12 protein-coding genes are annotated in these 17,966 nt (G+C 66.2%); 10 read left to right on the top strand and 2 right to left on the bottom strand.

Features of this window, described 5'->3' with window-relative positions:
* Nucleotides 1-107 precede the first annotated feature (107 nt).
* A complete protein-coding gene (locus ACXHGZ_RS06185) occupies nucleotides 108-4,973 on the bottom strand; it encodes an NAD-glutamate dehydrogenase (protein WP_084855098.1) in 4,866 nt (1,621 codons plus the stop codon).
* A gap of 337 nt (nucleotides 4,974-5,310) precedes the next feature.
* Here ACXHGZ_RS06185 and ACXHGZ_RS06180 point away from each other — a divergent pair, with 337 nt between their 5' ends.
* From ACXHGZ_RS06180 to ACXHGZ_RS06165, 4 genes are all read left to right on the top strand, one after another.
* Entirely contained in the window at nucleotides 5,311-5,664 is a 354-nt protein-coding gene (locus ACXHGZ_RS06180; RefSeq protein WP_084855097.1) for a hypothetical protein, read from the top strand.
* 218 nt (nucleotides 5,665-5,882) lie between these two features.
* Complete coding sequence (locus ACXHGZ_RS06175; protein ID WP_084855096.1) at nucleotides 5,883-6,593, top strand: FadR/GntR family transcriptional regulator; 711 nt, start codon at nucleotides 5,883-5,885, stop codon at nucleotides 6,591-6,593.
* A gap of 104 nt (nucleotides 6,594-6,697) precedes the next feature.
* Nucleotides 6,698-7,891, top strand: a complete 1,194-nt coding sequence (lhgD, locus tag ACXHGZ_RS06170; protein ID WP_480462895.1) for an L-2-hydroxyglutarate dehydrogenase — start codon at nucleotides 6,698-6,700, stop codon at nucleotides 7,889-7,891.
* A gap of 42 nt (nucleotides 7,892-7,933) precedes the next feature.
* Entirely contained in the window at nucleotides 7,934-9,262 is a 1,329-nt protein-coding gene (locus ACXHGZ_RS06165; RefSeq protein ID WP_084855094.1) for an MFS transporter, read from the top strand.
* Between the two features lie 60 nt (nucleotides 9,263-9,322).
* Here ACXHGZ_RS06165 and ACXHGZ_RS06160 read toward each other — a convergent pair whose 3' ends face one another.
* Entirely contained in the window at nucleotides 9,323-10,645 is a 1,323-nt protein-coding gene (locus ACXHGZ_RS06160) for a phospholipase effector Tle1 domain-containing protein (RefSeq protein ID WP_480462893.1), read from the bottom strand.
* Between the two features lie 217 nt (nucleotides 10,646-10,862).
* Between ACXHGZ_RS06160 and ACXHGZ_RS06155 the strand changes: the two genes are divergently transcribed.
* From ACXHGZ_RS06155 to ACXHGZ_RS06130, 6 genes are read left to right on the top strand one after another with little or no spacing between them, the layout of a single operon-like run.
* Nucleotides 10,863-11,822, top strand: a complete 960-nt coding sequence (locus ACXHGZ_RS06155; RefSeq protein ID WP_084855092.1) for an AAA family ATPase — start codon at nucleotides 10,863-10,865, stop codon at nucleotides 11,820-11,822.
* 4 nt (nucleotides 11,823-11,826) lie between these two features.
* Nucleotides 11,827-12,771 carry a DUF58 domain-containing protein gene (locus ACXHGZ_RS06150; RefSeq protein WP_480462891.1) on the top strand — a complete coding sequence of 315 codons (945 nt, stop codon included), beginning with the start codon at nucleotides 11,827-11,829 and terminating at the stop codon, nucleotides 12,769-12,771.
* Nucleotides 12,768-13,262, top strand: coding sequence for a DUF4381 domain-containing protein (locus ACXHGZ_RS06145; RefSeq protein WP_084855091.1), 495 nt, complete (start codon nucleotides 12,768-12,770; stop codon nucleotides 13,260-13,262). The genes ACXHGZ_RS06150 and ACXHGZ_RS06145 overlap by 4 nt, the downstream gene beginning before the upstream one ends.
* Entirely contained in the window at nucleotides 13,255-14,331 is a 1,077-nt protein-coding gene (locus ACXHGZ_RS06140; RefSeq protein WP_480462889.1) for a vWA domain-containing protein, read from the top strand. Before ACXHGZ_RS06145 ends, ACXHGZ_RS06140 begins: the two co-directional genes overlap by 8 nt.
* Nucleotides 14,328-16,046 carry a tetratricopeptide repeat protein gene (locus ACXHGZ_RS06135; protein WP_084855089.1) on the top strand — a complete coding sequence of 573 codons (1,719 nt, stop codon included), beginning with the start codon at nucleotides 14,328-14,330 and terminating at the stop codon, nucleotides 16,044-16,046. The genes ACXHGZ_RS06140 and ACXHGZ_RS06135 overlap by 4 nt, the downstream gene beginning before the upstream one ends.
* On the top strand, nucleotides 16,043-17,668 hold the full coding sequence (locus tag ACXHGZ_RS06130; RefSeq protein WP_480462887.1) for a BatD family protein: 1,626 nt from the start codon (nucleotides 16,043-16,045) through the stop codon (nucleotides 17,666-17,668). Before ACXHGZ_RS06135 ends, ACXHGZ_RS06130 begins: the two co-directional genes overlap by 4 nt.
* Nucleotides 17,669-17,966 lie beyond the last annotated feature (298 nt).

Here is a 17,966-nt window from a genome sequence, read left to right as displayed (position 1 = left end):
TGCGGCCCTTTCGCGGCACAAGGCCGCTCCTACATGGGCACGCGGTAGGCTATAAAAGAAAAGCCCCGGCATCGCTGCCGGGGCTTTCTTTTACCTCAACATCACGCTCAGGACGGAATCACCGCCGCCTGCCCGCTCATCGCCAGGTCGACCAGCTCGCGGTTGGCCACCGCGTACATCGCATAGTCGGTACTCGTGGCGTTGCGCAGGTCATCGAGCATGGCGCGCCAGCGCTCGACCATCACCTTGTGCTGCTCGTTCCACAGGGCCACGCGGGCGTCCATGTCGTCCGGCGCGTCGGCCATCTGCAGCACGGAAATGGTGATCGCCCGCTGCTGCAGGTCGATGTCGTCGCGGAACGCCTCGCGGGCCAGGGCCTGCCAGTTGTTCTCCACCGGCAGGTTGCTGATTTCCTGCAGGTACCAGGTCAGGTCCAGCGAACTGCCCACGGCGAAGAACGCCTTGGCCACCTGGGCCGGGTCGTGGCCGGTGACGTCCGAGGCCTCGATGATCGGCAACAGGGTGTACAGGTGCGTGGTACCTGCGACCATGCGCGCCAGCAACTCCGGTACGCCGGCCTCGACGAAGCCCTGGTAGCGCTGCTGCCAGCGCTCGCGGGTCGGGCCTTCGAGCAGTTCGTCGAGCTTCAGGCCCAGCTGCGCGATCTTCGGCCCGAAGTGCGCCACGTCACGGCCTGCATCCTGCTCGTTGCGACGGCTGCGCAGGAACCAGCGGGTGGCACGACGGCCCAGGCGCATCAGCTCGTCCATCAGGGTCAGCTGGATCTCGGCCGGGACCTGGTAGTCCAGGGCCTCGATCTGGCGGAACCAGTGCGGCAGATGGAAGATGTCACGCACGATCACATAGGCACCGGCGACGTTCGCCGGGCTCATGCCGGTGGACTCCTTCAGGCGCTGCACGAAGGTGATGCCCATGTTGTTGACCAGGTCGTTGGCGATCTGGTTGCTGACGATCTCGCGCTTGAGGCGGTGACGGCGCATGGCCTCGGCGAACTTGCTGACCAGCGACGGCGGGAAGGCGTTCTCCATGTCGCGGGTCAGGTAGTCGTCGTCCGGCACCAGCGACTTGAGCAACTGCTCCTTGAGGTCGATCTTGCTGTAGGAGATCAGCACCGACAGTTCAGCGCGGGTCAGGCCCTGGCCTGCGGCCAGGCGCTCGGCCAGCTGCTCCTCGGACGGCAGGAACTCGATGGCCCGGTCCAGCTTGCCACGGGCTTCGAGGTCCGCCATCAGGCGCTTGTACTCGGCGATGCGTTCCAGGGCCCGGCGCGCGGCCAGCGACAAGGCCTGGGTCTGCTTGTAGTTGTTGCCCAGCACCAGCGAGGCGACTTCATCGGTCATGCTGCCCAGCAGCTGGTTGCGCTGCTTCTCGGTCATATCGCCGCCCTGCACCACTTCGTTGAGCAGGATCTTGATGTTGACCTCGTGGTCGGAGCAGTCCACGCCGCCGGCGTTGTCGATGAAGTCGGTGTTGGTCGCGCCGCCATTGAGGCCGAACTCGACCCGGCCAAGCTGGGTCATGCCCAGGTTGCCGCCCTCGCCCACGACCTTGCAGCGCAGCTCGTTGCCGTTGACCCGCAGGGCATCGTTGGCCTTGTCGCCGACATCGGCGTGGCTTTCGCTGCTGGCCTTGACGTAGGTACCGATACCCCCGTTCCACAGCAAGTCCACCGGCGCCTGCAGCAGGGCATGCAGCAGCTCGGTCGGCGTCAGGCGGTCGGCCTCGATGGCGAAACGTTCCTTCATCTGCGGGCTGATGGCGATGCTCTTGGCACTGCGCGGGAAGATCCCGCCGCCCTCGGACATGATGCTGGTGTCGTAATCGCTCCAGGCCGAACGCGGCAGCTCGAACAGGCGTTTGCGCTCGGCGAAGCTGGTAGCCGGGTCCGGGTTGGGGTCGATGAAGATGTGCAGGTGGTTGAACGCGGCCACCAGCTTGAGCTTGTCGGACATCAGCAGGCCGTTGCCGAACACGTCGCCGGCCATGTCGCCGATGCCGACCACGGTGATCGGGTCTTCCTGCACGTTGATGCCGCGCTCACGGAAGTGACGCTGCACGCCCACCCAGGCGCCACGGGCGGTGATACCCATCTTCTTGTGGTCGTAGCCGGCCGAACCGCCCGAAGCGAAGGCATCGCCCAGCCAGAAGCCGTAGTCGATGGCGATGCCGTTGGCGATGTCGGAGAAGGTCGCGGTGCCCTTGTCGGCCGCCACCACCAGGTAGGGATCGTCGTCATCGTGACGCACCACGTTGGCTGGCGGTACCACGCCACCGTCCTTGAGGTTGTCGGTGATATCCAGCAAGCCAGAGATGAAGATGCGGTAGCAGGCGATGCCCTCGGCCTGGATCTCGTCGCGGCTGCCGCCCAGCGGCAGGCGGCGCGGCAGGAAGCCGCCCTTGGCACCGACCGGCACGATCACCGAGTTCTTCACCTGCTGGGCCTTGACCAGGCCGAGCACTTCGGTACGGAAGTCCTCCTCGCGGTCCGACCAGCGCAGGCCGCCGCGGGCCACGTTGCCGAAGCGCAGGTGCACGCCCTCGACCCGTGGCGAATAGACGAAGATCTCGAACTTGGGCACCGGCTTGGGCAGCTCGGGAATCAGCTTGGGGTTGAACTTGAAGCTGAAGTACGGCTTGTTCTGCCCGTTGGCGTCCGGCTGGTAGAAGTTGGTGCGCAGGGTGGCCTTGATCAGGTCCAGGTAGCGACGCAGGATGCGGTCTTCGTTGAGCACCTGGACCTCGTCCAGGGCACTGAGGATCGCCTGCTCCAGGCGTTGCTGCTTGTCGTCCAGGTCGTCGACCGTGAGCTTGCGCGCCAGGTAGAAGCGGGTCTTGAACAGCCGGGTCAGCTCGCGGGCGATATCGGTGTGGTTGTTCAGGGTACTGGCGATGTAGCCCAGGTCGAAGCCCAGGCGGATCTGCTTGAGATAGCGGGCATAGGCGCGCAGCAGCGCCACGTCGCGCCATGGCAGGCCGGCGGTCAGCACCAGGCGGTTGAAGGCGTCGTTCTCGGCGTCACCCTTGACGATATGGACGAAGGCGTCCTGCAGGATGTCGTTGAGTTGCTGGATGTCCAGGTCCAGGCCTTCGCTGTAGGTGAAGGCGAAGTCGTGGATCCAGAACTCACGGCCCGAGGCGTGCCGTAGGCGATACGGGAACTCGCCCAGCACGCGCAGGCCGAGGTTTTCCAGGATCGGCAGCACGTCCGACAGCGCCAGCGGCGTATCGGCATGGTACAGCTTGCAATGCAACTGGCGCTCGGCCAACTGGGTCAGCGGCTGGTAGAAGCTCATCGCCAGCGGCTTGCTCTCGGACAGCGCCAGCACATGCTGCATGTCGACCACCGCCGAATGCGCCGCGAAACGCTCGCGGTAGCCGGCCGGGAAGCCTTTGGGGAAGTCGGCCAGGATGTTGGTGCCCTGGGCTTCGCCGAAGTTCTCCACCACCAGCGCCGAATAGTCGTCCTGCCAGGAGCGGCACGCCTGGATCACTTCGTTTTCCAGCTGCTGCGGGTCGATGTCGATGCGGTTCTTCGGGTCGACACGCAGGATCAACTGCACCCGTGCCAACACCGATTCGGAGAAGAAGGTCCAGAACTCGCAGTCACTGGCCTTCAGGCGCTCCATCAGCACCTGCTGGATCTTCTGGCGCACCTCGGTGGAGTAGATTTCACGCGGCACGTAGGCCAGGCAGTAGCAGAAGCGACCGTACGGGTCCTTGCGCAGGAACACGCGGATCTTGTTGCGTTCCTGGATCTGCACGATCGCCATGACCGTGGTGAACAGCTCGTCGATCGGGGTCTGGAACAGGTCATCGCGCGGCAGCACTTCCAGTACCTGGGCCAGCTCCTTGCCCAGGTGGGCCTTGGGATCGAAGTGCGAGCGGCGCTCCACCTCGGCCACCTTGCCCCGGATGTACGGGATGGTGCGCACGCTCTCGCCGTACACCGAGGAGGTGTACAGGCCCATGAAGCGGCACTCCTTGACCACTTTGCCGTCGGCGTCGATCTGGCGGATCGACACGTAGTCCGGGTAGGCCGGGCGGTGTACGCGGCTCGGTTGCGAGGCCTTGGCGAACGACAGCAGCTCGGGTTCCCGCAGGTAGGTGACGGCGTAGTCCTCGATGCGCAGGTCGTCGGCGCCCAACCCCGCCCGCAGCAGGCGGGTCAGGCCCAGGAACGAGCCTTCGTCATAGACCAGGTGGCCACCGCCGGCATCGGACTCGACCACGAACTCTTCATAGCCGAGGAAGGTGAAATGGTTGTCCAGCAGCCACGACAGGAAGCTCTTCACCTCGGCCTTGTCGTGTTGTGCCGGGCCGAACGCGGTCTGCTCCACCAGCTCCACCAGGTCGCGGACCTTGGCCTTCATCGGCTCGAAGTCGGCCACCGCCACACGTACCTCGGCCAGTACCTGCTCCAGCTCCTTGCTCAGGGTGGTCAGCTCGGCGGCGCTGGCACAGCGGTCGATCTCCAGGTACATCAGCGATTCATGCTGGATGCCTTCACCCTGGGTGCCCTTGGGCAGCAGCTCGACCAGCTCGCCCTTGGCCCCGCGCCGTACGCTGAGCACCGTGGTCTGCAGGGTGTGGATGCTGTAGCCGCGGCGGTTGAGTTCGGTGCGCACCGAGTCGACTAGGAACGGCAGGTCATGGTGCAGCACTTCGACCACGGTGTGGGTCGACTGCCAGCCGTGGCGTTCGTAGTCGGGGTTGTAGACCCGTACCTGCGGATGCTCGGGGTCGAAGCGCTCGATGATGCGCCAGGCAGAGAGGGTGCAGCCGGCCAGGTCGGAAAGCCTGCGCTGGGTGAGTTCGTCCAGAGAGATGATGCCGAAGAACTGTTCGGCGAACAGCGCCACTTGTGGCAGTGCCTGTTCGCTGATGTGCTGCGCCAGGGCCGCTTGCAGTTGATGCTGGAAGTCGGCTTTGCTGGCTGCGGTGAAGAACGCCATCTGTGGTACTCCGCTTGGGCTTTGTTATTTGGTGAAGCGTCGCGTGCGTCCGCCGTACACGAATCAACGATAGCCAACCCGTGGCGACTGGACGGTGAAAACCAGGCGTCGGACGCCATTTCGCGTCCATCCGTTCATGGATGAGCACCTGCAAAGACGACTGCCGCCCTCGGGCTGTGGCTTTACGGGTGTCCATCGACTGGGCAGCTTAACGACTGAGTGGTCACCAGGGCTTGCAGCGCTGCGACAATTTCGGTCAAGGGGCGGTAACTTTACGTTTATGTACGCGGGCAAGGCTGTCAGAATTCCCCTTTCATACCTTCGACCCGAGCCAGCCATGCAATTGAAAACCGCCCTGCTCTTCGCCACGCCCTGCGACGAAGAAGAAGACAACATGGCGACCCTGTGCTGCCACAGCGACAAGGGCCAGATGTTCCTGCTCACCCGTTACCCGGACGAAGACACCGTGGACCTGACTCTGGACGACGAGCCATCGACGCTCGACGGCCTGAAGGTGACGCTCAGTGCCACGCGGCTGCTGATCGAAGTGGCGGCCAGCGACCGGGATGCCCTCAAGGGCTCCGAACAGCTGGAGATCGTGCTGACCTCGGCAGGTACCGACCTTGAGGAGGTCGAGCTGACCTTGCGCAACATCCTCGACGGTACCGGGACTTTCGTTTCCGAACTCTGAAACCGACCCGCCCCCTTGTAGGAGCGGCCTTGTGCCGCGAAAGGGGCGCGCAGCGCCCCCGGCCATCCATGCGTCTATACGCAGAACCTGGGGCCGGGTTGCGACCCTTTCGCGGCACAAGGCCGCTCTTACAGCCCCCTCGATAACGCCAGATCATTGACAGACCGCCCCCGGCACAGGCATTGTCTGACAACCTGATCAATAGGCAATCATTCCCAATGCTAGAGCTCCAGCGCCCCGACACCCTGGTCGAACGGGTTGTCAGCGCCATCCGCGCAGAGATCGATTCCGGCCGCCTGGCTGCCGAATCGCGCCTGCCCACCGAACAGCAACTGGCCGAACAGCTGAACGTCAGCCGCTCGGTCGTGCGCGAGGCGGTGGCGCAGCTCAAGGCCGATGGCGTGCTCATCGCCCGGCGTGGGCTCGGCTCGTACATTTCACAAACCCCCAGCGGCACCGTTTTCCGTTTCCCCGGCAGCAACGGGCGCAAGCCGGACCTGGCGCAGATGTTCGAAATGCGCCTGTGGATCGAGACCCAGGCTGCGGCCATCGCCGCCCGCCGTCGCGACGACGCGGACCTGGCGCGCATGGGCCAAGCCCTGCAGGCGATGCTCGACAAGCGTAGCGACCTGGCCAGCGCCTCCGCCGCCGACGTGGCCTTCCACCGGGCCATCGCCGAAGCCAGCAAGAACGACTATTTCGTGGCCTTCCACGATTTTCTCGGCGGCCAGCTGGCGGCCGCGCGGCGTAGCGCCTGGGAAAACTCCGCCACCTCTTCGGTGGGCGGCTCGGCCGATGCCAACCGCGAACACCAGGCGCTGTACCAGGCCATCGCCGACGGCGACCGCCTGGCGGCTGCAGCGTGCGCCGAAGCGCACCTGCGGGCCTCGGCACGGCGCCTGAAAATCGACCTTCCCGAACTCGACTGACACCGGAGCCACACGCAATGGCCTGGCGAGCCTTTCACACGCCCTACTTAGTCTGACAACCTGATAAGCAGATCCACCGACAAGAAATCCAAGGTACCTCCTGCATGACCTACGACTACTGCATCATCGGCGGCGGCATCGTCGGCCTCGCCACCGCCATGGCCCTGCTCGAGCAGCGCCCCGGCGCATCGCTGCTGATCCTCGAGAAGGAAACCAGCCTCGGCCGTCACCAGACCGGCCATAACAGCGGCGTGATCCATGCGGGCATCTACTACGCCCCGGGCAGCCTCAAGGCCGACCTGTGCAAGCGCGGCGCCCAGGCCACCAAAGACTTCTGCACCGAGCACGGCATTGCCTTCGAGGTCTGCGGCAAGTTGCTGGTGGCCTCCAACGACCTGGAAATGCAGCGTATGCAGGCGCTGCACGAGCGCTCCCGGCAGAACGGGCTGAAGGTCGAACGCCTGGACGCCACCGAGCTCAAGCGCCGCGAGCCCAATATCGTCGGCAAGGGAGCACTGTTCCTCGATGCCACTGGCATCGTCGATTACAAGCAGGTGTGCGACGCCATGGCCCGTGTCATTCAGAAGGCCGGCGGCGAAGTGCGCATGGCCACCACGGTGCGGGCGATCAAGGAACACGGCGAGCATGTCGAAGTCAGCAGCGACGGCCAGAGCTGGCGCGCCCGCCAGCTGGTCGCCTGCGCAGGCCTGCAGTCCGACCGTCTGGCGCGCCTGGCCGGGGTGAAGATCGACCACCAGATCATCCCCTTCCGCGGCGAGTACTACCAGCTGCCGCCGAGCAAGAACCAGATCGTCAACCACCTGATCTACCCGATCCCCGATCCGGACCTGCCGTTCCTTGGCGTGCACCTGACGCGGATGATCGACGGCAGCGTCACCGTTGGCCCCAACGCCGTGCTCGGCCTGGGCCGGGAGAACTACCGCAAGTTCTCGGTGAACTGGCGGGACGTTGCCGAATACGCGCGCTTCCCCGGCTTCTGGAAGACCCTCTGGAACAACCTCGGCTCGGGCACCACCGAGATGAAGAACTCGCTGTTCAAGCGCGGCTACCTGGAACAGTGCCGCAAGTACTGCCCCCAGCTCGAAGTCCAGGACCTGCTGCCCTACGAGGCCGGCATCCGCGCCCAGGCGGTGATGCGCGATGGCACCCTGGTGCACGATTTCCTGTTCGCCGAGACCCCGCGCATGGTGCATGTCTGCAATGCCCCGTCACCGGCCGCGACCTCGGCCATTCCCATTGGCCAGATGATCGCCGAAAGGATCCTCAAGGCCCGCTGAACCTGCTGCACACCCAACTACAAAGACAATAAGGAACCTCAGATGTCGGTATATGAGGCGGCCCCGGCCGCGCCCGAAACCCCGGAACAGCAACGCAAGCGCCTGCGCAAGGTGGCCGCGGCGACCATTTTCGGCTCGATGCTGGAGTGGTACGACTTCTACCTGTACGCCACCATGGCGGCGATCGTCTTCTCGAAGATCTTCTTCGACGCCAGCAACCCGGCGGTGGCCTCGCTGCTGGCCTTCTCCACCTTCGCCATCGGCTTCATCGCCCGCCCCTTCGGCGGCGTGCTGTTCGGCTACCTGGGCGACCGGTTCGGCCGCAAGCAGGTGCTGGTGATCACCTTCTGCATGATGGGCGTGTGCACCGCGTTGATCGGCCTGATTCCCAGCTACGCCAGCATCGGCATCTGGGCGCCGATCATCCTGGTGGTGATCCGTATCATCCAGGGCCTGGGCGCCGGTGCCGAACTGTCGGGCGCAGCCGTCACCTCCTACGAGCATGCCAGCGAAGGCAAGCGCGGCAGCCAGGGCGCCTGGCCGGCGCTGGGGCTGAACCTGGGTCTGCTGCTGTCGTCGTTGACGGTGTACCTGCTGACCATGAACGGTAACGAATTCCTCCTGGCCGGTGGCTGGCGCATCCCGTTCATCGCCAGCATCGCCCTGGTGGGCATCGGCCTGTGGGTGCGCAAGAGCATCCCCGAGACGCCAGACTTCAAGGAACTCGACCAGGCCAAGGACAAACCGCAGGTCTCGCCGCTCAAGCTGCTGTTCAAGCACGACCTCAAGGGCCTGGCCGTGGTGTTCTTCGTGGCCGTGGGCTACAACGCCCTGAGCTATATCTTCAAGACCTTCTCACTGGCCTACCTGACCCAATTCAAGGGCGTCGAAGCCCATGTCACCTCGCTGTCGGTGACCCTGGCCAGCCTGGTGGCGATCTTCGCCGTGCCGTTCTTCGGCTGGTTGTGCGACCGCTGGAGCAGCAAGCATGTGCTGATGCTCGGTGGCCTGCTGTCGGCGCTGTTCGCCTTCCCATTCCTGAAGCTGTTGGAAACCGGCGAGCCGACGCTGATCTACATCGCCATCGCCATCGGCACCGGCCTGCTCGCCCCGATGATGTTCGCCCCCCAAGGCTCGTTCCTCAGCCGCCAATTCCCGACCCAGACCCGCTCCTCGGGCTTCGGCACCGGCCGCGAGATCGGCACGGCCGTGGCCGGTGGCCTGGCCCCACTGGGCGGCCTGGCACTGGTGGCTGGCTCGGCGACCCACTCCACCGATGGCGTGGCGTTGATCCTGGCGGTTTCCGGTGTGCTGGTGGTGGTCTTTGCGCTGCTGGACCAGGGGCGCAGGCATTCGACCTCGAAGAACTGACCGGCCCCTCCGGCCTGATCGCGGTCCGACGTGTCCCGCGATCGGGCCGGCTCAGGCCAATCACCGATTGCCATGCATCACCCGCCCGCCCTCCGCCGGCCGGTCGATGTACACCACATCCAGTTCACTGTTGCGCAGCCCCTTCAGCGCATTCCAATGCGCCGAAGCATGGATATAGCGCGCCTCCAGCAATTGCCTTTGCTCCACGGTCAGCCCCGGCTCAGTGCTTCGCCCCAAGGCGAAGTCATGCAGCTTGTCGCTGATCTCCTGCAGCTCCTGCGGCAAGCAGAGCGCCGCGCCCCTCTCGTCCACTTCGGCGAACGGCACCTGCGCCCGCACCGCCAGTTCACGCATGATGCGCAGGTACACCCGCGACAAGTGCCCACGTACCTCCCGCTCGCGGTGTATCGCCGCATAGACCCGTTTGTACGGCTCATCACGGGGGTCGCTTCGTTCGACCGGCTCCTCCCAGGTCAAGACCCGGGGCGCAGGCGCTGGCGTATGAGCATGGTCCCTGGCCAATTGTGCGGCGGTCAGGATGTAGGCCTGGGTCTGCTCCACAGGCGTGCGCACTGGCACCAGGTTCGAGCGCGGCTTGCTGAGCAGCATCTGCTCAACCATGCATTCCAGGTACCCCCCGCCAATATCCGAATGGGAGCCTGGCACGACGATGTCGTTGTCACTGCGCACCAGCGGGAAGTTGTGCCGGTGCTCGTCAGCAGCCACCAGTTGCACCACCTTGCGCGCCGCACCTGCGGCCAGCCCCAGCTGCAGCCCGGCATAGCGGTCGTTGGCCGGGCTGAAATTGCCTTTGAGCGGCTCGACGATCGCCGCCACGGTGTCGAACAGGCCGATGAAGTTGATGACCGGCCTGGCCTGCCAGTCGAACCCTTCGCTCAACACGCCGGTCCGCGCCAGCAAGCTATTGCCCCCCTTGCCCAGGTCATTGGCCAGGTGCCTGGCTGCCGCCGCGCCACGACTGAAGCCGAACAGGTCGAATTCCAGGGCCGCAACCTGCGCCTGGGGCCGGCTGGCCAGCCAGGCACGCATCTGCCCGGCGATCGCCTGGGCGGCCTGGGCGACACGGGCCTCGACGCCGCTGCGGCCTAGGCCGGTCGCCTGGGCGAATGCTGAATCGTCCTTGCCCGCCCAGGTGCCGATCCCCTCGATGTAGCACCTGAGATACACCGTGGAAGCGCCATCGCTGGCCTGCGGGTACAAGCCATGGAGCAGCGCCACGTTGCTGGGAGCATTGCTGTAGCTGCCCAGGCGGCCGTCCACCGCCCCACCGGGCGCAACGCTGTTGCCTTGGTTGTTGCCGGTCCCGTCGAAGAAAACGCCGATCCGCAAGGTGATCGGGCCAGTCGGCTGTGGTAGGTCCATCGGTCCTTTCCGCTGTTCGAAAATGAACAATGAAGGAGCAAACCGCTGGCGTGGAAAATCAGCAGATTACAGAGGTGGACAGGCAGATGGCACTGTGCCTGCCGAGAAATTTCCACGCCGCCATTGGTCGGCATGGGCCCGTATGGATTAAAGTATCAGCCCCTGCCCGGACGCTGCGGTACACGCATCGCCGGCCCATTTCCAGGAACCGTCGACGATGGAACACCGTGAGGCGCTGATCGCGCTGCGCACCTTTCTTTCCTCCCAGATCCTTGGCCAGGAGAAACTGGTCGAACGCCTGCTGATCGTATTGCTGGCCGACGGCCACATGCTGGTCGAAGGCGCGCCTGGCCTGGCCAAGACCAAGGCCATCAAGGAACTGGCCGAGGGGATCGAGGCGCAGTTCCACCGCATCCAGTTCACCCCCGACCTGCTCCCGGCCGACATCACCGGTACCGAGATCTACCGCCCGGAAACTGGCAGCTTCGTGTTCCAGCAAGGGCCAATCTTCCACAACCTGGTGCTGGCCGACGAAATCAACCGCGCCCCGGCCAAGGTCCAGTCGGCGCTGCTCGAAGCCATGGCCGAGCGCCAGGTCAGTGTCGGGCGCAGCACCTACGAGCTGTCGCCGCTGTTCCTGGTCATGGCCACCCAGAACCCGATCGAGCAGGAAGGCACCTACCCCTTGCCCGAAGCCCAGCTCGACCGCTTCCTGATGCACGTGAAGATCGGCTTCCCGGATGCCGCAGTGGAACGTCGGATTCTCCAGCAGGCCCGCGGCGAAGCCCTGGGCGGCGAGGCCAAGCCGGAACGGCGGGTCAGCCAGCAGGCAATCTTCGCCGCGCGCAAGGAAATCCTCGGCCTGTACATGGCCGATGCCGTGGAGGAATACCTGGTGCAACTGGTCATGGCCACCCGCACGCCGGCCAAGTTCGATGCCGAGCTGGCCGACTGGATCGCCTACGGCGCCAGCCCACGCGGCTCGATCGCCCTGGACCGCTGCGCACGGGCCCATGCCTGGCTGGCCGGGCGCGACTTCGTCAGCCCCGAGGATATCCAGGCGGTGCTGTTCGACGTGCTGCGCCACCGCGTCATCCTCTCGTTCGAGGCGGAAGCGGCGGGGATCGACCAGGACCGGGTGGTCCAGCGCATCCTCGACGTTGTCGCCGTCGCCTGATTCCATGCCCACCGCGTACCTGGCCGAACCCGGCATCCGCATTGGCCTGGCCGAGCTGATCGACATGCGCCACCGCGTGCGCGAGATCCAGCTGTTCTCCCGGCCCGGCCAGCGCAGCCCGCTGGTCGGCCTGCACCATTCCAAGCTGCGCGGGCGCGGCGTGGACTTCGACCAGGTACGCGTCTATCAGGCCGGCGATGATGTGCGCAACATCGACTGGCGCGTCACCGCGCGGACCCAGGAGCCTCATACCAAGCTGTTCCACGAAGAGCGCGAGCGGCCGATCTTCATCCTGGTCGAGCAGAGCCAGCGCCTGTTCTTCGGTTCGGGGCTGATGTTCAAGTCGGTGCTGGCCGCCCAGGCGGCGGCCCTGTTCGGCTGGGCCGCGCTGGGGCATAACGACCGCATCGGCGGCCTGGTGTTCGGCGATAACGAGCACCATGAGATCAAGCCACGGCGCAGCAAGCAGAGCCTGCTGCAACTGCTCAACCGCCTGGCCAAGGTCAACCAGGCACTGCACACCGAAGCCCAGCCCCAGGCCGACAGCCTGGCCCTGGCCCTGCGCCGCGCCCGCGAGGTGCTGCGCCCTGGCAGCCTGGCCATCATCATCTGCGACGAACGTGCCCTGAGCCCCGGCGTGGAGCAGCACCTGAGCATGCTCTCGCGCCACTGCGACGTGCTGCTGATGCCGGTGTCCGACCCGCTCGACCATGCCCTGCCCGCCGCCGGCCTGCTGCGCTTCGCCCAGCGTGGCGCGCAGCTGGAACTCGACACACTCGATGCCAACCTGCGCCTGGCCTACCGCCAGCAGGCCGAGGCGCGCATCGAACGCTGGGAGCTGCTGGCGCAGAAGCTACGGGTATTGATGATGCCCCTGAGCACCCAGAGCGACATGATCGAACAGCTGCGCGAGTACCTCAACGCCCAGCGGCCCGGGAGCACGCAATGAACCCGCTGGACCAGCTGCAACCGCTGATCGCCCCGCCGGCGGTCAGCCTGTGGCCACCCGCGCCCGGCTGGTGGGTGCTGCTCGCCCTGCTGCCGCTGCTTGGCTGGGGGCTATGGCGGGTTCGCCATTGGCGCCCGACCAAGCGCCCGATCGTACGCGCCGAGCTGCCCTTGGACCCGGTGCGCGTGGAGGCACTGGCCGAGCTCGCCCGCCTGCCGCGCCCGTACGACGGCGCGCCGGCCGGCGCCTGGCTGCAGCAGATCAACGCGCTGCTCAAGCGCCTGTGCCGCAACCACTACCCCGGTGCCAACAGCCATACCCTCAACGGCCGGCAATGGCTGGCGTTTCTCGACAACCGCTGCCCGGCCGCCGGCCTGACCCGTTGGATGGTACTGGTCGAAGGCGCCTACAAACCCGAGTGCAAGCTCGACGACAAGGCCATCGCCGGGCTTGCCCAGGCGGTCGAAACCTGGATCCGCAAGCATGTTTGAGTTGGCCTGGCCGTGGATTTTCCTGCTGTTGCCGCTGCCCTGGCTCGCGCGCCTGCTGCTGCCTGCCGCCGACAGCGGCGAGCCGGTACTCAAGGTAGGCTTTCTCGATGAGCTCGAAGGCCTCGCCGGACGCCGGGCGCGGCTGAACCTGCCGACCTGGCGCCAACAGGCGCCGTTCGTGGTCATCTGGGTGCTGCTGCTGTTGGCTGCCGCGCGCCCACAATGGCTGGGCGACCCGGTACCCGTGGCGGCCAGTGGCCGCGACCTGCTGGTGGCGGTGGATGTATCCGGCTCCATGGACTTCCCCGACATGCAGTGGAAGGACGACGAAATCAGCCGTCTGGACCTGGTCAAGGCGCTGCTCGGCGACTTTCTCCAGGATCGCGAAGGCGACCGGGTCGGCCTGATTCTGTTCGGCAGCGAGGCCTACCTGCAGGCGCCCTTGACCTTCGACCGACGCACCGTGCGCACCTTCCTCCTCGAAGCGCAGATCGGTATCGCCGGCAAGAACACCGCCATCGGCGACGCCATCGGCCTGGCGGTCAAGCGCCTGCGCCAGCGCCCGGCACAGAGCCGTGTGCTGGTGCTGGTCACCGACGGCGCCAACAACGGTGGGCAGATCCACCCGCTGACCGCCGCCCGCCTGGCTGCCCAGGAAGGCGTGCGCATCTACACCATTGGCATCGGCGCCAACCCCGAGGCCAGCGGCACCCCCGGCCTGCTCGGCCTGAACCCGAGCCTGGACCTGGACGAAGCCTCGCTCAAGGAGATCGCCGAGCTGACCCAGGGTACCTATTTCCGCGCCCACAACGGCGCCGAACTGGACGCCATCGGCGATGCCCTCGACCAGCTGGAACCGGTGGCCCAGCAACCGACCCAGGCGCGCACCGCCAAGGCGCTGTACGCCTGGCCGCTGGCCCTGGCGTTGCTGCTGAGCGTATTGTTGGTGGTGGCTGTGCAATGGCCGGACAACCTGTTGCAGCGCCTGCTGCGCCGGCCACGCTTCCTGCAGCCGCACCCGGAATGGCGCCAGCGCCTCAAGCGCCTGCGCCTGAGGAGGCGGCGATGATCGAACTCTGGCCACAATGGCTGCGCCCGCTCTGGCTGTTGGTGGTGCCCCTGCTCGGCTGGCTGCTGTTCAAGCTGTGGCATCGGCGCAAGCGTGCCGGGCGTTGGCAGATGATCCTGCCGCCGCAATTCCATGCCGTGCTGCTCGGCGGCGGCAAGGGCCAGGCCAGCAAGCTGCCCTGGGTAGCCCTGGGGCTGGCCTGGCTGCTGGTGGTCCTGGCCCTGCTGGGCCCCAGCTGGCAACGCCTTGAAGAAACCCGCCAGCGCCCTGCCGACCCGCTGGTGATCCTGCTCGAGCTGACCCCGCAGATGCTCGCCGAGGACAGCGCGCCCAACCGCCTGGAACAGGCCCGGCGCAAGGTCCTGGACCTGCTCGAGCACCGCCGCGACAGCCAGACCGCGCTGGTGGTGTATGCCGGCAGCGCACATACCCTGGTGCCGCTGTCCGACGACCTGGGCACCACGCGCAACCTGCTCGAGGCCGTCGACCCGTCGATCATGCCGCAACCTGGCCAGCGCGCGGACCTCGCCGTGCAGAAAGGCCTGGCCCTGCTGGCCCAGAGCGGCCTGGGTCAGGGCCGTCTGCTGCTGATCGGCTCCTCCCTGAACGAGCAGGAACGCACCGGTATTCTCAAGGCCCTCGGCCGCCAGGGCCCGAGCTTGTTGATGCTGGGGGTCGGCAGCGCCGAAGGCGCCCCCGTGCGCCAGGCCAACGGCGAGTTCCTCAAGGACGAACAAGGCGGCATTCTCGTGCCGCGCCTGGACGGCGCCAGCCTCAAGGCCTTCATCAACGGCACCGGCGGGCGCTATCGCCATGCCCGCATCGACGACTTGGACCTGCGTGGCCTGGGCCTGTTCGACACTCCCCGCGCCCTACGCAACGACGGCCAGACAATGCAGCTCGACAGCTGGGCCGACCAGGGCCACTGGCTGCTGCTGCCCCTGCTGTTGCTGGCAGCCTGCGCCGGCCGACGCGGCTGGTTGTTCTGCCTGCCCTTGCTGCTGGCCTTGCCACAACCGAGCCAGGCCTTCGAATTCAACGACCTGTGGCTGCGCCCTGACCAACAAGGCCAGCGTCTATTGGAGCGACAACGCCCCGCCGAGGCCGCCCGGCACTTCCAGGACCCACAATGGCGCGGCGTGGCGCTGTACCAGGCCGGCGACTACGAAGGCGCAGCGCGGGCCTTCGCCCAAGGCAGCAGTGCCGCGGCCCATTACAATCGGGGCAACGCCCTGGCCCGCGCCGGCGAGCTGGAGGCCGCGCTGGATGCCTACGAACAAGCCCTGGAACGCCAGCCCGACCTGCAACCAGCACTGGACAACCAGGCCTTGGTCCAGCAATTGTTGCAACAACGCCAGGCCAAGGCCGAGGAACAACCGGCCGACAGCGATGCCCAAGGCACGCCCGGCAACGAGACCGAAGGCAACAGCAGCTCGGCGGCCAACCCGGCCCAGGGCACACCCGGCAACGAAGAACAGGGCGCCGCCGAAGAACCCGGCGAAGGCGCCAGCAACGAGCAGGCCCAGGGCGGCAACCAGCCCGGTGCTGACGATGGGGTGACCCAGCCACCACAGCGGCCGGCTTCCACCAGCCTGGATGCCGAACAGCGCCAGGCGCTGGAGCAATGGTTGCGGGAGATTCCCGACAACCCCGCCCAGCTGCTACGGCGCAAATTCTGGTATGAACAGCAATTGCATCAGGACAACCCACGATGAGTCGCCTCGGCGTCTTCCTACTCAGCCTGTTGTGGCTTCTCCAGGCCCAGGCGCAACCGACCTTGCAGGCCAGCGTCGACCGCACCCGCCTGCAGGCCGGCGAAACCCTGGAACTGACCCTGGAAAGCCAGGATGTCACGCAGTTCGGCAAGCCCGATCTGCGCGCCCTGGAAGGCGACTTCGAAGTGCGCGGCACACGCCAGCTCAACAGCCTGCACACCCTGGACGGCGAGACCCGCGCCAGCACCCGCTGGATCATCACCCTGCTGCCGAGGCGCAGCGGCAGCCTGCGCATCCCTGAACTGCAGCTGGGCCGCTCGCAGAGCCAGGCCATCGAGCTGCAGGTGTTGCAGGCCGACGCCAGCCGCCCGGAAAGCGCCGCCCAGGTGTTCATCGAAGCCACCCTCGACCGCCAGGAAGTCTATGTCCAGGCCCAGGCCGTGCTGACCCTGCGCATCTACCATTCGGTGCCGCTGTACGACGACAGCAGCCTGAGCCCCCTGCAGCTGCCCAACGCCAAGGTCGAGCCGCTGGGCGAGTCGCGCACCTATGAAAAGGAAATCGACGGGGTCCGCCACGGGGTGATCGAGACCCGCTATGCGCTCTACCCGCAACAAAGCGGCAGCCTCGACATCCCGGCACTGACCTTCACCGCCACCGCCGCCGACAGCGGCGTGCAGCCGGCCGGCACGCCCCGGGTCGGCCGCCAGGTGCAGGTCAGCTCGCTGCCGCTGCACCTTGGCGTGCGGCCGATCCCCAGCGCCTGGCCAGCCGACCAGCCCTGGCTGCCGGCCCGCAACCTGAGCCTGGAGGAACACTGGAACCCGGAACCCAACGGCCAGCCCACGCAGATCGGCGACTCCCTGACCCGCAGCATCACCCTGCGCGCCGAAGGGCTGTCCAGCACCCAGCTTCCTCAATTGCCGGCCACCGAAATCCATGGCCTGCGCCGCTACCCCGACCAGCCGCTGCTGCGCAACGAGATCAACGAACGCGGCATGACCGCCAACCGTGAAGAACGCGAGGCGCTGGTCCCCACCCACAGCGGCGACCTGGCCCTGCCGGCCCTGGACGTCACCTGGTGGAACACCCGCGAAGATCATCTGGAACACAGCAGCCTGCCGGCACGCACCCTGACCGTGCAGGACAACCCGGCCCTGAGCGGCGAAACACCGGTCAGCGACACCAGCAGCGGCACGGCCCTGCTCTGGCCGTGGCAATTGGCGACGGTGCTGCTGGCCCTGACCACTGTGCTGGGTTTTGCCCTATGGTGGCGCGCACGCTCGCAACCGGCCATCTTGCGCGCCGCACAGAGCGGGCCAAGCCCACGCACCCTGCTGGACGACCTCAAGCGCGCCTGCCAGGCCAACGACCCCCAGGCCACCCGCCAGGCCCTGGATGCCTGGGCGCGCCAGCAACCGGAAACCCTCGCCGAGATGGCCGCCCGTTTCGTGCCGTTGTCGGACGCGCTGGATGGATTGAATGGGGCGCTGTACAGCGAGAGCGGTCAGTACTGGCAGGGTGAGGACTTATGGCGAGCGATCGGCACGATTCCGCCGGCGGAGCAGGTGTTGTTGCCGGCAGGTGAAAGCACAAGCTTACCTCCGCTCTACCCGAAGTGAGGCTTGAAACAGGGCACGCCTGAAATCTCCAAGCCTCCAGCGGCCCCAAGTAATCGAGGCGGGGCCGACCAACTCGGTTTAAATCATCCGCTGGCCCTCGAACGGGTTCCAGCCCTGCTGATCCGTTGTCTGCTTCAGGTAATACGCGCGGTGGGTGAGGTAGTTGTAAAGGAACGCAAAGTGAGCTTGCCCTGGGTCCGGTAGACCTCGCGGTGCAGGTCATCGCGCTCCATGTCGCTGATGGCTTGGCTATCCAGGTTCAGCTGGAAAAACACGCAGAGACAGTATCACGCCCCTA

It is taken from the genome of Pseudomonas shiyinii (assembly GCF_056725765.1).
Note: the sequence above shows the minus strand (reverse complement) of the source record. Positions and strands in the feature narration are given on the sequence as shown.